General features: G+C 55.4%; 15 protein-coding genes. 14 read left to right on the top strand and 1 reads right to left on the bottom strand.

From position 1 onward, the window contains the following. Window positions 1–14 precede the first annotated feature (14 nt). The 14 genes from STSP2_RS00295 to fliD all read left to right on the top strand — a co-directional run bounded on the left by STSP2_RS00295 (window position 15) and on the right by fliD (window position 13894). Window positions 15–1196, top strand: a complete 1182-nt coding sequence (locus STSP2_RS00295) for a PilZ domain-containing protein (protein ID WP_146658769.1) — start codon at window positions 15–17, stop codon at window positions 1194–1196. Then, window positions 1189–1917 (top strand): flagellar basal-body rod protein FlgF, encoded by a 729-nt coding sequence (gene flgF / locus STSP2_RS00290; protein WP_169852870.1) that lies wholly within the window; start codon window positions 1189–1191, stop codon window positions 1915–1917. Before STSP2_RS00295 ends, flgF begins: the two co-directional genes overlap by 8 nt. A 29-nt stretch (window positions 1918–1946) precedes the next feature. Further along, a complete protein-coding gene (gene flgG, locus STSP2_RS00285; RefSeq protein ID WP_146658766.1) occupies window positions 1947–2729 on the top strand; it encodes a flagellar basal-body rod protein FlgG in 783 nt (260 codons plus the stop codon). Window positions 2730–2739: 10 nt separating this feature from the next. After that, window positions 2740–3720, top strand: a complete 981-nt coding sequence (gene flgA / locus STSP2_RS00280; protein ID WP_146658764.1) for a flagellar basal body P-ring formation chaperone FlgA — start codon at window positions 2740–2742, stop codon at window positions 3718–3720. 13 nt (window positions 3721–3733) lie between these two features. Next, window positions 3734–4357, top strand: a complete 624-nt coding sequence (locus STSP2_RS00275) for a flagellar basal body L-ring protein FlgH (protein ID WP_146658762.1) — start codon at window positions 3734–3736, stop codon at window positions 4355–4357. Between the two features lie 25 nt (window positions 4358–4382). Continuing rightward, entirely contained in the window at window positions 4383–5498 is a 1116-nt protein-coding gene (locus STSP2_RS00270) for a flagellar basal body P-ring protein FlgI (RefSeq protein WP_146658760.1), read from the top strand. Window positions 5499–5510: 12 nt separating this feature from the next. Next, window positions 5511–5861, top strand: a complete 351-nt coding sequence (locus STSP2_RS00265; RefSeq protein ID WP_146658758.1) for a rod-binding protein — start codon at window positions 5511–5513, stop codon at window positions 5859–5861. Further along, complete coding sequence (gene flgN, locus STSP2_RS00260; RefSeq protein ID WP_146658756.1) at window positions 5858–6376, top strand: flagellar export chaperone FlgN; 519 nt, start codon at window positions 5858–5860, stop codon at window positions 6374–6376. The genes STSP2_RS00265 and flgN overlap by 4 nt, the downstream gene beginning before the upstream one ends. Window positions 6377–6399: 23 nt before the next feature. Beyond that, complete coding sequence (flgK, locus tag STSP2_RS00255; RefSeq protein ID WP_146658755.1) at window positions 6400–8388, top strand: flagellar hook-associated protein FlgK; 1989 nt, start codon at window positions 6400–6402, stop codon at window positions 8386–8388. A gap of 15 nt (window positions 8389–8403) precedes the next feature. Then, complete coding sequence (gene flgL / locus STSP2_RS00250) at window positions 8404–9582, top strand: flagellar hook-associated protein FlgL (protein ID WP_146658753.1); 1179 nt, start codon at window positions 8404–8406, stop codon at window positions 9580–9582. A 248-nt stretch (window positions 9583–9830) separates the two neighbouring features. Continuing rightward, window positions 9831–10304 carry a tetratricopeptide repeat protein gene (locus STSP2_RS00245; RefSeq protein ID WP_146658751.1) on the top strand — a complete coding sequence of 158 codons (474 nt, stop codon included), beginning with the start codon at window positions 9831–9833 and terminating at the stop codon, window positions 10302–10304. Window positions 10305–10325: 21 nt separating this feature from the next. Next, window positions 10326–10961: a tetratricopeptide repeat protein gene (locus STSP2_RS00240; RefSeq protein ID WP_146658749.1), complete on the top strand. Its 636-nt coding sequence runs from the start codon at window positions 10326–10328 to the stop codon at window positions 10959–10961. A 6-nt stretch (window positions 10962–10967) separates the two neighbouring features. Next, on the top strand, window positions 10968–11324 hold the full coding sequence (locus STSP2_RS00235; RefSeq protein WP_146658747.1) for a hypothetical protein: 357 nt from the start codon (window positions 10968–10970) through the stop codon (window positions 11322–11324). Window positions 11325–11452: 128 nt separating this feature from the next. Beyond that, window positions 11453–13894, top strand: coding sequence for a flagellar filament capping protein FliD (gene fliD, locus STSP2_RS00230; protein WP_146658745.1), 2442 nt, complete (start codon window positions 11453–11455; stop codon window positions 13892–13894). 74 nt (window positions 13895–13968) lie between these two features. Here fliD and STSP2_RS00225 read toward each other — a convergent pair whose 3' ends face one another. Continuing rightward, complete coding sequence (locus tag STSP2_RS00225; RefSeq protein WP_146658743.1) at window positions 13969–15711, bottom strand: P-loop NTPase family protein; 1743 nt, start codon at window positions 15709–15711, stop codon at window positions 13969–13971. Window positions 15712–15728 lie beyond the last annotated feature (17 nt).

Here is a 15728-nt window from a genome sequence, read left to right as displayed (position 1 = left end):
CGAATAACGAATAAATGTACATTGACAGCATAACAACTTTTCTGCCCGTTCTGGCTGCCAAAGGCCTCACGCCGTCTCAGAGATGGGACGCTATGCGCGACCTTGACAGCGGCATGCCGGACTTCTTACTGGATGGCCGGTTCATCGCAGCCGGTATCATCGCTGTGGCTATGCTGCTGCTCATCTGGTATCTCTACCGCCGCCACCTGCATGATCGGGAAGCGAAGCTCAAGAGAAAGAAATTCTACGAAGTATCTGTCAAGCATGGCCTCGACCACGAGCAGCGGACGATACTCGCACTGATTGCACGTTATGCTGAACTCAATGACCCTAATAAGATTTTCGAGTCGAATGACATTTACGATCTCGGTGCCGCAAAGCTCATGAAGCAAAAGCTCACTCAAGGGCGAAGTGTCCCCGAGAGGCAGTACTTCAACGCCCAGATCACAAAGATAAAGCAGCTCCTCGGCCTCAAGGACTACACCGACACCGAAGACACCAGGCTCAGTGCTCAGACCAGTCGTAAGATCCCCGTCGGCAAGTATCTGCTGCTGACTAAGGTCGACAGCGAGCAGGCATGCCCGATGACGGCGGAAGTTATCGAAAATACCAACTATGAATTCAAGCTAAAGACCGATGAGACCGTCGACAGCAATCCGGGCCAGGAATGGCGCGTGCATTATCAACTGGGCGCGATGATATGGAACTTCGAGACCGTAGAGCTTAACAGCCAGGGCAAGGTCCTTACGCTCAGCCACTCGGACAAGGTCAATTTCATCAACAGACGTAAATTCGCCCACGCCGAAGTGGATCTGAATGCATACATTGCATCTTTCCCGCAAACATTTGAGAGCAGCGACAAATCGTCGATCTGCCCGCAATTCGTCAAGGCCAGGGTGATCGAGCTATCAGGGCCCGGCCTGTTGATGCGAACCTCACTCAAGGCAAAAGTTGGGCATCAAGTACTGGTAACGCTCGAACTCGAACATGAACAGGTGGTGCAGAGCACCGCCAAGGTGCGCAGACTGGAAACTAATGACAATGAAACCCTGCTGGGCATTGAAATGACAGCCCTTAGCGAATCGTCGATCAACGAGCTGATCGCTGTTACCAATCATGCTATCGCTCAGCGTGCAAAACATGAAAAACAAGAACAGCAAGAACTCGTAGAGTCTGGAGTGAATGCGGATGACTGAAATTAATCCGAATATGGGTTCCAGCGTCAATGCACTGATGCAGGAGTATCGGGCAATAACGAACAACCTCGCCAATGCCAGTACGCCCGGCTACAAGTCGCGAACGACTAGTTTCAGCTCGATCATGGAACAGAAGCTTGGCCCGGACGGCAAGCCAGAGGATACGATCAAGGCGCACACCGGGATCAACTTCATGCAGGGCAACCTGCGGCAGACGGATCGCCGACTCGACATTGCCATCAACGGCAAGGGCTTCTTCGTCATCGAAACCCCCGACGGACCGCGTTATACCCGAAACGGCAGCCTGCATCTGAACCATAACCGCCAGCTCGTCGACACAGCGGGCAATAACATCGCCGGACAGAACGGCCCCATCGTACTGCCGCAGGGTGCGACCGTGCAGCAGCTTTCGTTCGGACCGGACGGCACAGTATCCGCCAACGGCATGAACATCGGACAGTTGAGTCTTGTCGACTTCGGCAACAAAGTAGGCCAGCTCATGCCCACCGAGCATGGAGCGTTCATCGCTCCCGAAGAAGTTCGACCCCAGCCCGCCACACAGACCGAGGTCAAGCAGGGTTTCCAGGAGGCGTCAAACGTGGGAATTACCCAGGAGCTCGTAAAGCTCATCACGGTAAACAGATTGTACGAAGCGAATATGAAGATCATTTCCAAAAGCGGCGAGAACACCAAAAGCATTCTCAACGTCGCAATGGGCTAATAGCAGTTCATAGAACAGGGAGATAGATAATGTTAAGAGCGTTTTCAACAGCGGCAACTGGTATGACCGCACAGCAGCAGATGGTCGATACCATTGCGAACAACCTGGCGAATATAAACACCAACGGCTTCAAAAGAAGGCAGGCGATGTTCGAGGACCTGCTGTACGTCAAGATGAAAGAGGCCGGCAGGGAAGTCTCCGCCGGCGTAACCGCGCCATCCGGCATCGAGATCGGCAGCGGCACAAGGCTCTCCGCTGTCACAAAGGTCTTCTCACCCGGCGAAAGGGTCGAGACAGGCAGGGCGCTGGACATGGCGATCAACGGCGACGGCTTCTTCCAGGTCACTCTGCCCAACGGTGATCTGCGATACACACGCGATGGGTCCTTCCAGACCAACGCGCAAGGCCAGATAGTAAACTCCAACGGACTCGCACTCGATCCGCCCGTAACCATCCCCGACAACGCCACCGGCATTTCGGTCGGTGTCGACGGAACCGTGACAGTCACCACCGACAAAGGCACCCAGCAGGTAGGCAACATACAGCTTGTGCGCTTCCCCAACGCCGAAGGTCTCACCGCAGAAGGCGGCAACCTGTTCGCCGAAACCGAATCCAGCGGCGCACCACTTACCGGCACCGCGGGCGAAGATGGCTTCGGCGGCATCCAGGCAGGCTCGCTGGAAAAATCAAACGTCCAGATGGTCTCCGAGCTGGTCGACCTTATCACCGCCCAGCGGGCTTACGAGATCAACTCCCGCGCCATCAAGGCAGGCGACAGCATGTTGCAGACCGCTAATCAACTGATCAGATAGGAGCAGAATAATGCGATCGGCTAAACACAACTCAGCGATTATACTCGTGCTCGCAATGATGCTCTTTGCATCCAGCGGAGCCGCCAAGACAGACGCGAGACTCAGCGTATATCTGCCCAGACAGGTAACCGTCGAGGGCAACGCCCTCAGGCTCGCCAACCTTGCCGTCCTCAGCGGTGCCGATGACCTCAAGGAATCCGCCGGCAAGATCGACATGGGAAAGATCACCGCCGAGGGCCAGAAACTCGTCATCGACCGCAGAACCATAATGAGCCGCCTGGCCAGCAACGGCATAGACACCGCCCAGGTCGACCTCAAAGGCGCAAAGCAAATCTCCGTCAGACGTTCCGAACAGGAAGTCACCGCTGAACAGCTTATCGAAAAAGCCGGCACCTATCTCAAAAACATACCGGGCAATGCGATCGTAACAAAATTCGAGGCCCTTCGATCCCCCGATTCGGTAATAATCCCGGGCGAATCCGAATGGACACGCCTTAGCTGCAGACAGGGCAGGATCGACACCAATACCCAAAAGGAAGTGCTCGTAGACATCATCAGCGACGGCGAAAAGGTCGAAACCGTAAGCGTACACTTCCGCCCCAGATACAAACGCAGCAGGATCATCGCAAAGGCCGACGTCGAAAAAGGAAAAAGGCTCACCCCCGACAACATCAAGCTCGAAACATATCTGGACAACACCCCCGAGCCGAAAAACTGGAAAGCCCCCTTCGGATACATCGCACGCAAGCCGCTCAGCAAAGGCGAGCAGGTAAAACAGAACTACATAACCGCCCCAAAACCCGAAGTCGTGATCAAACGAAACCAGACACTCGTAATAAAGGTACAGACCCCCGGCCTGCTGATAACCACAATGGGCAAGGCCCTCGACGACGGAGCCGTGGGCCAGACCATAAAAGTACGTAACGTCGATTCAGGCCGCATCCTTGTTACAAAGGTAAGCGAGGACGGAACAGTTTCACCCGTTTTCTAGTGGAGACAATAAAATGAAAAACATTTATACAACGATAACAATTCTTGCCCTGCTAACACTGTTCACCGCAGGACAGTCGTACGCAGGCTCCATCTGGGCCAAGAAAAGCAAAAACGCAAAGTCCATGTACTCCGACGACACCGCACGCAAGATCGGCGATATCCTCACGATAACCATCAACGAGGCCACACGCATTGACAGCAACGTCGAACGCGACCTCGAAAAAGAAGCAAACCGCTCCGTCGACTGGGACGGCAAGGTCGGCATAGACCACGTCCTGCCCAGCGTGCCCGGCTTCAGCGTCTCACTCGGCGACGGCTCATCACAGTCGCTCGAAGGCCAGGCCGAGTACAAGGACGAACGGACCATCGAGGACAACATCACCGTCGTCGTCGAAGACGTACAGCCGAACGGCAACCTGGTCGTTCTCGGCTCGCTCGTAAGGGACATCGCCGGCGACGAACAGACGATCGAAGTAGGCGGCATCGTCCGCCCCAGCGACATCTCATTCGAAAACAACGTACTGAGCTCCCAGGTCGCCGACTTCTACATGGTCGTCAAAAACGACGGCCCCAGCAAAACCTACAACGAAGTCGGCTGGCTCGGTCAGATACTCGATTTCATATGGCCATTCTAATTAAATCATCGGTTCAGGGAAGACCATGCGAAAACTGACAGCAATAATTTCTGTTTTGATCATGTTCACCGCCGCGGCGAACCTCGCCCGCGCTGAACGCATCAAGGACATCGCAACTATCCAGGGCGTGCGCGGAAACCCGCTCAGCGGCGTCGGTCTCGTAGTCGGCCTTGCCGGCACCGGCGATCAGTCCCTGCCCTCACAACGAATGCTCACCAACGTCCTCCGCCGCAGCGACCTCGTATTCTCGCCCGACGACCTGCCCACCGGCTCCATCGCCATGGTCATGGTCACCGCCGAACTCGGACCCTTCGACCACGTCGGCAAAAAGATCGACGTCGACGTATCCGCAATAGGCGACGCCGACAGCCTTCAGGGCGGCGTACTGCTGCTCACCGAGCTAAAAGGTGCCGACGGACAGGTCTACGCAACCGCACAGGGCTCCATCTTCCTCGGCGGTTTCGCAGCCACCGGCGAAGCAGCCACCGCCACAAAGAACCACCCGACCGTCGGCCGCATACCCGGCGGTGCATACGTCGAGCGTTCCGAAATCGCCACCTTCATCGAAAACATCGCCGGCAAACAATACGTCACGCTCAACCTTCGCAACGAAGACTTCACCACAGCCAACCGCATGACAACCGCCATCAATCAGTTGTTCCCGAACCAGGCACATACCGTCGACGCAAGCTCCGTCCGCGTAAAGATCCCGCCGGAATACGACCGCGAAAAAGTCGCGTTCTTCGTCGACTCGATCACACAGCAGGAAGTCAAGGTCGACATGCCCGCGATCGTCGTGATCAATGAGCGGACCGGCACCATCGTCGTCGGCGAAAAGGTCGGCATCAGCACCGTCGCGATATCGCAGGGCTCGCTGGTCGTCAAGGTCAAGGAATCCGCCATGGTCTCCCAGCCCCAGGCGAACTTCTCCGACAATCCCGGCCAGACCGTCGCTGTGCCCGACACATCCATCGGCGTCAGTGAAAGCCAGGGCTACCTGATCCCGGTCAACCGCGTCGTCACGGTCTCCGAACTCGCCAAGGCTCTCAACGCCATCGGTGCAACACCGCGTGACCTGATCGCAATATTCAACGCCCTCAAGCAGGCAGGCGCATTGCAGGCCGAACTCAAAATAATGTAACGGATTCGAAAAATGATAGACCCCATCAACAGTCACAATCTGATAAATACCGCCGGACCGGAGGGCCTGAACAAGGACGCTTCCCAGCGCCTTGCCGAAGAAAAGAAAAAAGAAGTCGCAAAGAACTTCGAGTCCATCCTCGTCGGCCAGCTCGTCGATCAGATGAAGGACACCATAGGCTCCTCAGGCCTTCTCGAAGAGCAGGGCTCCAAACAGATACAGGACATGTTCTTCTCGTTCCTGGCAAAAGACGTCTCAAAGCAGGGCGGCATCGGCCTGTGGAAACAGATCTACCAGTCGATGAACGACAGCGAGCAAAAATCCGAAATTAATGTCTCTGATTCTCTGGACAGTAAAGCATGAACGCAAACGGCAATCTATACCAATTGGCGGATGAGCTGATCGAAGTGCTCGACGAGGATATACGTCACCTCGAAGGCTCACTCGAGCGTCTTGACACCCTGCGCGCAATGACCATAACACGCGACGAAACAGGCCTGAACGAACTGCTCGAAACGATCCGCATACAGGCAAACCGATACTCCGCGGTCGAGCAGAAACGTCAGCAGCTTCGTACACAGATCGCCGCACTGCTCGGCAGCAGCTTCGACGATACCGACCTGTCCCTCATCGCCAAGGCTCTGGCAGGCGAAAAATCCCAGGCAGTCAAAACCCGCCAGGACCGCCTTGCCGAACTTGTAGGCAAAATGAACGTCGAACACGCCGCCACCGCTATGCTGCTTGCCGAGTGTTCGCGTTTTAACCAGCAGATACTCAACAGCATACTCTGCACCAAAAGCAGCGAAGGTACGACTTACTCAAGGCAGGGCGCCAAAAACGAAAATCGTACCTCGGGCATGATGAACATGCGACTATAGCACGCTCATTACAGGAGCTTTAAATGGATGGTTTCTCAATAGGGTTGAGCGGCATAGCGGCAGCTCAAAAATCCCTTCAGACAATCGGAAATAATATCGCCAACGCGGCCACCGAAGGATATCACCGCCAGCGCGTAGAGCTGCGCCCCGCAGGAACCATAGGCGCAGACGGCGTGTTCATCGAAAGCGGCGTCATCTCGGGCGATGCAAAAAGGCTCATCGACAATCTCCTCGAACAGGAACTGCTCACACAGAATTCCGCCTCCGGCCAGGTCTCCCGTGAGCTTTCTGCGCTAAAATCCATCGAAAGCGTACTCGGCGAACTCACCGAGGACAATCTCGGCACCAAGCTGGGCGATTTCTTTACGTCTTTCCGCAGCATGGCCGCCGACCCGCAGAGCTCGATCACCCAGGCCGAGCTGATCAACAATGCTCAAGCCATGGTCAGCTATTTCCACACCACGCGTTCCTTCCTTGCCGATATGAGCGACCAGGTCGTTACCGAGGCACGTGACGTTATCGATCATGTTAACTCACTCACCAGCCAGATCGCTGACATGAATTATCAGATCAAGTCACTGGATATTCGCAGCGCAGACACGAATAATCTCAAGGACAGACGCGATCAGGCCATAACCGAATTATCGGAACTCGTAGGCATATCAACCAGGCATCGCGAAGACGGCGTGATAGATGTTTCAGTCGGCGGCATTGCGGTTGTGCTCGGCTCCCAAAGCAGCGAGCTCAAGGCCAGCCCAATTGGAGAAGACCAGTTCGGCATATCGCTGGACGGCCTCAACAACTTCTCGCCGGACTTCCCCGGCGGCAAATTGGGCGGCCTGATCTCACTCAAAAATGATCACCTCTCACCCCTGATAGGCGACCTCAACAACCTTGCCGAGACAGTCATCACCCAGGTAAACCAGTTCCACACTCAGGGAGTGCCCGCCTACAACGAGGACAGCGGGACCGGCGGTTCTTTCACCGAACTGACCGGCTGGGCCATGCCCTCGACTACACTCGACACTTTCACGCCGACAGTCACCGACGGCGGGATCAATGTAAGGATAACAGACACCACGACAGGCCAGATCACCCGCGAGTCTATCATTGTCGATACCGAAACCGACACCCTCGCATCTATCGCGACAAAACTGGACAGTCTCTCCGGCATCTCAGCAAGCATCCGAAACGATTCTTTGCACATAGAAGCCGACGCCGACCGCAAGTTCGATTTTCTCCCCGGCGTCCTTCCCGAGCCCACCGCTTTCTCAGCAGGCTATACCGGAACAGCAGAAGCTTCCATCTCGGGCACATACGTCTCTACCACAGATGAAACTTATACCTTCAACATAATAGGGACAGGCACCGTTGGCGTCACAGACGGCCTCCAGCTTCAGGTCCAGAATTCCGCGGGTCAGACCGTCAACACCCTCGACGTCGGTTCGGGCTACTCGCCGGGCACGGACCTGACCATCGATCCGAATCACGACCTCAAGATAAGCCTCGCGCCAGGCGACCTCACGGCCGGCGAGACATTCACCGTCGAAGCGATAGGTAACTCCGACACCTCGGGCCTTCTCGCTGCCGCCGGTGTCAACACATTCTTCAGTGGACGCGATGCTTCGGACATATCGATCACGCAGCGCATCAAGGATGCTCCTTCGATGATTGCCTCATCGCTCGGTACCGAAATGACCGACAACGTCAACGTCAAGCGTATCGCTGATGTTGCCAACATGAAGCTGTCAAGTCTCGACTCGATGAAGGTCGACGACTACTACCGCAAAATAAGCGTAGGTGTCAGTCGCGATGTCAGCCTCGCCGAGATGAAGGACAAGAGCACGAAAGATATCATCAACGGACTCATGGCTGAACGCGATACGGTCAGCGGCGTGGACATCAACAACGAAGCTGCCCAGATGCTCGTCTTCCAGCAGATGTTCCAGGCGATGGCCAAGTACATGAACACCATGAAGGGTTCGCTGGATCAGATAATGCAGATCATCTAATTACGAGGTTGGATCATGTCATATTCGTCATTCGGTACAATGTTCAGAACAACAAGCTGGGCTCTGCAGTCACACACCCAGGCCCTGACGTATCTGCAGCAGCAGGCGTCTACGGGCAATCGCATCATCAAGCCCTCCGACGATGTCTCCGACGCAAACCGCATCCTCACCCTGCGCACCGAAATACGTGACGTTGATCATTACATGACAGAAATGGACCGCGTGGTAAACCGCTTCAATTCCGCGTCCGCAAATCTCGAACTGATCTCCGAAAGACTCACAGGCCTCAAAGGCGACCTTACCAGGGTCATGAGCATGGACGCTTCCGCACGACAGGGCGTCGCCGCGGGAATGGACGATCTGATAAATCAGATGGTTTCTCTTGCCAACACAAAGCACCAGGGCCAGTATTATTTCGGCGGCGATAATTCTTCCATACCGCCTTACAAAGTCGAAAAGAAAAACGGCCAGATAGATCGCATCGTTTACCAGGGCAGCACCGCCGAACGCCGCGTAGAGCTCTCCCCCGGCGTCGAAATAGGTGCCAATTTTGTTGGCGATGATATCTTCCGTGCATCTGGCGACCGCCAGATATTTTTCGTCGAATCGAACACCGGCGCAGTCGCAGGCACCGGCACTTCCAGCGTCAAAGGCGATTTCGAATTGGAAGTCACCCACGACGGCACCAACTATCAGATATCGATCGACGGCGGCCTCTCGAAAACGACCGTGCCAGTCGGAGGCGAGGCGAACACCGCCGTCACCGATTCCCGCACAGGCGAAGTCATGTACGTCGACACTACCGGCATAACCCAGACCGGCACCGATCAGCTCAGTGTACGCGGCACACACGATGTCTTCAATTTGCTCATAAAGATTCGCAATCTACTTAAGGATACTGATACCGAAGCCGCCGACGTACAGCTCGATGAAGCCATAAAGTCGCTACAGGAGGTTCACGACAAGGTCGCTGCCGATCTCACACTCGTCGGTAGCCGGATAACCAGCCTGCAGACGGTCGTCGACAGTTTCGAGAATGTCAAAGTTAACTCCGAAGAAGAAGCCACCACCCTGCAGCAGGCCGACATCGCCCAGGTTGCCATGGACCTGACCCGCAGACAGACTCTCTATCAGATGTCCCTCTCCGTCACGGGCAAGCTCATGTCCACATCACTCGTAGATTTCATCAACTGAGTGAAAGCGTTTTCTGTCAATCTCGTATCGCCTCTGTTCGATATTTATACACGGCCAAAGCTTTGCAATTTCGCTCTCATTCCTGCACGGGCGTTGTATACGCTAGCATCCGCCTTCTTGGCCCGCGACAGGGCTGTTGCAGGTGAACAGGATCGCACTAAACAAAAATGCAGCAGTTTCACTTTTCCGGCACAGAGTTTGCAGTTATGAAATGCGTTTGAATGATTCTATTCTAAGGCAGGACTAAAATGGAAAATAACAAGAGCAAATCTTATCAGAAGGGCCTCGAACTCGCCGAACAGGGCAAGCATGACCAGGCCCTGGAACTAATCTCCGAACATCTCGAAACCAGTCCCGACGATCTGGAGGCTCTCAACGACAAGGGCGCTATCCTGTTCTGCATGGGCAAGACAGACGAAGCTATTCAACACTTCGAGCAGGCTCGTCAGGTCGATGAAGATTGCCCCCAGGTCTACTGGAATCTCGCCGAGGCCTACCTATCCGCCAACCGTCCGGAACAAGCAAAAAAACAGTTCGAAAAGATGGATCGGCTCAGCATCCTCAACTGCGACCTTCTCAACCGAACAGCAAACCAGTTCCTTCAGAATGAGAACTGCGAACAGGCAAACGAAATGCTCGAGTGGTCGCTCAAAATGACGCCGGACCAGGAGATCCTCAAACCCATGATCGAAATAATTCAGAGCAGGCAGAATCAGCAGTGATATTGCAGCAAAGGATTAACTGTGAAAGAAAATAACAAACTAAATTTTCCCGCTTCCCTGCGACTTACCGATCAGTCAGCAGAAGAGGGTTTTACCGCACTTACCGAGCTTGGCGATTGCTACCTCTCAGTTGGTGATCATCAGCAGGCACAGCTCTGCTACGATCAGGCCGCCGACATCGACCCCGACAGGGCGGAACCCTACGTAGGCATCGGCGCCGTAGCGTTCCAGAACGGCAACACCGACGAAGCCGAAAACGCTTTCAAAGTCGCCCTCCGACTCGACAGAACCAATGCAAAGGCGCATTGCGGCCTTGCAATGATATACCATAATGCAGGCGCATACACCGAGGCGTTCGACAGATATTTAAAATGTCTCGAGCAGGATACCGACAATCTCTCCGCACTGCTGGGGCTGTTCCAGACTTCCTGTCAGATGGGCTCGTTCGAAAAAGTAACGCATTACCTGGAAGTCTACCTCTCAATGCACCCCGACGATCATTCCGTCATGTTCTGCGTCGCCACCCTGTACATGCGTGACGGCAAACTGCAAAAGGCTCAGCGCGCACTCAATGCTGTACTCAAAGCTGACAGTGATAACACCGATGCTGCCGCTTTACTCGAAGAAGTCGAGCACCAACTTGCACAGAAAGCATGAGATGTCATGAAACCAGAAAACGCAAATAAAACTGACGACCTCCGGGACATCGAACCCGCCCAGGCCGTCGCATGCCTTGAAAAACTCCTGCAGGACCAGCTCAACCACGTCCATCAGGACGACGACGCCCGCTCCTCCAGAACAACCACCGAAGCGGCATACGTGGCCGAGTTTATTGCCGAGAACAAAGTACTCGAACGTGACGAATTCAACGATTCCCGCCAACGCATACTGAACCTCTATCGCCGGATCTCAGCCGCCATGTTTGCGCAAAAAGAAAAGACACTCCGGCAGCTAACTAAGGTCAGCAAAGGTCACAAAGCAGTCTCCAAGTACAACGAAAGTACAAAAAATTACCGATAATCATATCTAATTACGCCCAATTGACGAATCTAACCGGAATTGCTGTCAAGCTGAGACAAAAACAAACGAAAATAATATCATAGGGCCGAAGGATCGGTCCCTCTTGATAATGTAAAATAGAGGCAAAAATGGAACTTAGTGGTCTTTCAAGCGGCCTCGATACCCAGTCCATCGTCCAGCAGCTCATGGCGTCGATGCAGGGTCGGCTGTACAACTATAAATACCAGAAACAGGAATGGGAACAGAAGGACGCCGCACTCGGTGAGCTCGAAGCAAAGCTCAACAGCTTCGAATCCGCCGCCGGCAAACTCGTAGGCGCCGACAACCTGCGAGGCTACAACTCCACTTCCTCCGACAGCGATGTCCTTTCCGTCTCCGTCGACTCCTCAAAAGTCTTCGAAGGCTCCCACACCATCGCCGTCAAACAGCTCGCGACCACCGAAAGCTGGGTACACGACACCGGCTTCCGCTTCCAGGACTCCCTCGTAGGCGCGGGCAAATTCATCTACTCCTACAACCACGAAGAACGCGTGATCGAAACCAACGACGAAACCACCCTCGAGGACCTCGTCGGCCTCATAAACAACGACCCCGAAAACCCAGGCCTCACCGCAAACATACTCGAATACGACAACGGCACAGAAGGCGTCTACCACCTCGTGCTCTCAGGTAATGACGCAGGCTCGAACTACCAGATCAGCGTCAATAATTCCACAACTCAGGTACTCGGCCAAAGCAGCGGCTACAAAGCCTTCAGCGAATCCGAGTTCGCCTCCACCGGCACCCTCATCACCGATCTCGTACAGTTCACCGGCACCCGCGCCGACGGCGACTACATCAGCATCAAAGACGACACCAACGCAGAAGTCGGCACCCTCAACATCACCGACAGCACCGACGTCAACGATCTGCTCTCCGCAATAAACACTTCCCTCACCGGCACCGCCACCGCAACCATCGACTCCGGCCAGATAATCGTAACAAACGACGCCGACGGCACCTCATACAACCTCGGCCTCGACTACATCGCGACCGGCACAGCAGCCCTCGAAACCGCCGACCTCTCGCTCCCCTTCACCAAGGCCGGTACCGAAGCCGAAGCCAACACAAAGATTACCGATCTCGCCCAGTTCCGCGGCGAACTTGCAGGCGGCGAAACCATAACCATCGACGGCACCGACAACATGGGCGTAAACATCCCCTCCGTAACCCTGAACGTCACCGCCACCACGACCATGGACCACTTGCTCGACCGCATAAACGATGCGTTCGAAGGCGTCGCCGAAGCCAAACTCGAAGACGGCCAGATAAAACTCATCGACGACACATCCGGCGCAAGCTCAACATCTCTCACACTAACCTACGACAACGCCGGCAACGGTTCGGACCTCCAGCTCCCCACTTTCGACACAACAGCCGGCACCGTAGGCGGCCAGCACTCCAATATCCTCGACCCCGCCAGCTTCACCGAAACGCAGAACGCCCAGGACAGCATGATCAAGGTCGACGGCTACCCCACTGGCGAGACCGAATGGATATCCCGCTCGTCCAACACCCTCAAGGACATCCTCCCCGGCGTCACCATAAACCTCCACGGCACCACCGACACCTCCGACCCAGCAAACCTCGAAACAATCGACATAGGCGTAAGCAAAGACACAAAAGCTATCCAGAAAAAGCTCGGCTCGCTCGTCAAGGCCTACAACGGCCTCATGTCATTCATCAAGGAAAATACAAAGTACAACCCGGAAACCGAAAAGGCCGGCATCCTCATCTCCAACAGCACCGTGCGCACCGTCCGTTCCATCATGCGAACACCCCTCGCAACCACCGCCACAGGCTTCGTCGACACCGTACACGACTACCTCATGCCCCAGGACATCGGCCTCGAGATCGACAGCGACGGCGTCCTATCACTCGACTCCGAAGCCCTCGAAGAAGCAATGGACAACGGCTTCAACGACGTGCTCTCCATCATCGGCGCCGACAAAACAGGCACGATCACCAATGACGCCCACAAGATAATCTCCTTCTACGGCGCGAGCAAATACACCACCGCCGGCTCATACAAAGTAAAGGTCCAGACCACCACCGACGGCTCCAACGAGATCGACCAGGTATGGATCCGCCCCGAAGGCGAAACCGAATGGCGCGAAGCCGACTCATGGAACGATACCTCCGGCGTCATAACCTTCCAGGCAAAAGAAAGCGAAGACGGCGACGACCTCCCCGAACGCGACCTCCAGATCAAACTCGACATGTCCACCCTCACCGAAGGCACCGAATACACAGCAACCGTCAGCGTCCAGCAAGGTTTCGCCGGCGCTATCTCGGACGCACTCGACAAGGTCCTCGATTCAACCGACGGCTATCTGACCATCGCGCGCGATAACATAAAGGGCAGCATAGAGAACTACAGCGACCGCATCGAACGCGAAGAGGACCGCCTGAACCGCGAAAAGGAACGCCTCACTCAGCGGTTCGCCCGCCTAGAGGCCCAGCTCGCAAGCATCCAGCAGCAAATGGGTGCACTCGGCATGATGGGTAGCGGCGGTGGTCAAATGATGTAGAACCAAACGCGATCATCAGCGACAGCAAAAACTGTTTTATGGCTTTAAAGCCCGTCTAACCCTGTTTCGCATCATCAAAAACACCTGCACCCCATCGCCTCCAGCAACCCCTTGAGATCCGCCATATACTCGTCCCGCTCAACATCCCCCGCCAAAACAGCCGCATCCACCATCCCCGCCAGCTTACCGAAATAAGCATCGTCCCGGATCGCCGGCGCATAAATAATGATCCGCCCGAACCGCCTCCGCTCCGCCTCGATCTTGTTCGCGATATCCACCCCCAGGTTCCCCACCTCCGGCTTGACCGTCCACACCCACAGATTGTCCACACAGCTCAACGCAGGCGATGCCCCCTCTGCTCCCTCCGCATCGAAAGCCTCCGCAACGGCTCGCCGATCGATATCCGCATCGATCACCAAACATCGGCTCCCCTCCCCAGCCATATGAAATCCCGCATTCACAACTTCCGTCACCGGCATGTTCTCGACACCCGTCCCCCCAAGCAGAAGCACCTTAGCTTCACCCTCACTCGATTCTCTAAAAAACTCCGCGATCGCATCATAAACATCCACCTCCTCACTACCGGAACCCGGTTCATCCTCCCGCACGTGCTCCGCCTCCGTCGAATCAGCATCCGCACCGGTCTCTCTCCCCGCTTGCTCAACATCAACCGAAATCTCACCGCCGTCCGCCTCATCCATTCCACCGCTTGCACCCTTACTATCGTCCTGCCCCAACGCCTCCCCCAGCACCGCCGCCAGATCCTGCTCCTCTTCCTCTGCTTCACCATCCTCAGGCGTCGCCGTAAGATCGTTTTCCTCATCCCCCGCCTCTTCCATTACATCCAGCCGATAAGGCCCCGCCTCCAGGCTCTTCTGCACAAAATCCGGATTCAGCACCTCCATCTCAGCCCCCCCACGTTCAACCTCCGACTCGTGCATATCGAACCCCCGGTCCGACTCGGCCTCACCAGCCTCGCTCAGCTCCAGGTCCTTCTTCCTCACCAGCCACGCACACAGAATCACCGTGACCGCAGCAGGCACCAGCGATACCGTCGCTATCGCACCGATCTCAACTCCCTCAGGCCCCATCGCGATATTCTCCGCCATCACAGACGACCTGTAAAAAGCGATCCCAGCACCAGCCGCCAGCACGAAAACAACCGACATGATCACATCGAACAAAAGCAGCTTCGAAACCGCCGCCGTCGACAGATAAAACCGCGCCTCATCCGTTATCCGCTGCTTTATATCCTCCGCCTGATTCTCACTGATCAGCCCCGCGTTCATGTCCGCATCAGTGCTTATGAATTTATACGGTATCGAGTTGACCGCCACCTTCCCCGCCTGCCGGATGATCTGACTGACCGCCCAACCCGCCGCAACGATCGCGCCGAATATCAGCCCAGCCGTGATCGTCCATATCGGCCCGCCGCCCGCCGACGCCCACATATCACCTACATTATCCAGCAGCCTGCATGCCGTCCCATGATAAAACAGCATCTTCACCGAAACCACCGCAACCGCCTGCCGGAAAACCACAGAAAAGAAAACCAGCCCCGCAAACCCCCTCAACTGCCCCACATCACGGGCGGCAAAAACGATCATCACCACCGCCGCAAACAGACAGAACGCCAGTATCCATCCGAAATTGAGAACCGTCGAAACAAACCCACCCGTCGGCGCAAAAAGAGCACCTATGATCACAACCACAGCGATCGTGAGCAGATTCCGCCCCTTCGCCGTCGCAACAGGTTCTACAACCCGCTCCGCGTCATCAACCTCTTTCCGATTGTCCGCTGATCCGTTCCTTTTCATCACTTCCTGCCTGCACA

Source organism: Anaerohalosphaera lusitana (assembly GCF_002007645.1).
GTDB classification, from domain to species: domain Bacteria; phylum Planctomycetota; class Phycisphaerae; order Sedimentisphaerales; family Anaerohalosphaeraceae; genus Anaerohalosphaera; species Anaerohalosphaera lusitana.
This window is presented reverse-complemented; position numbering and strand designations above follow the sequence as displayed.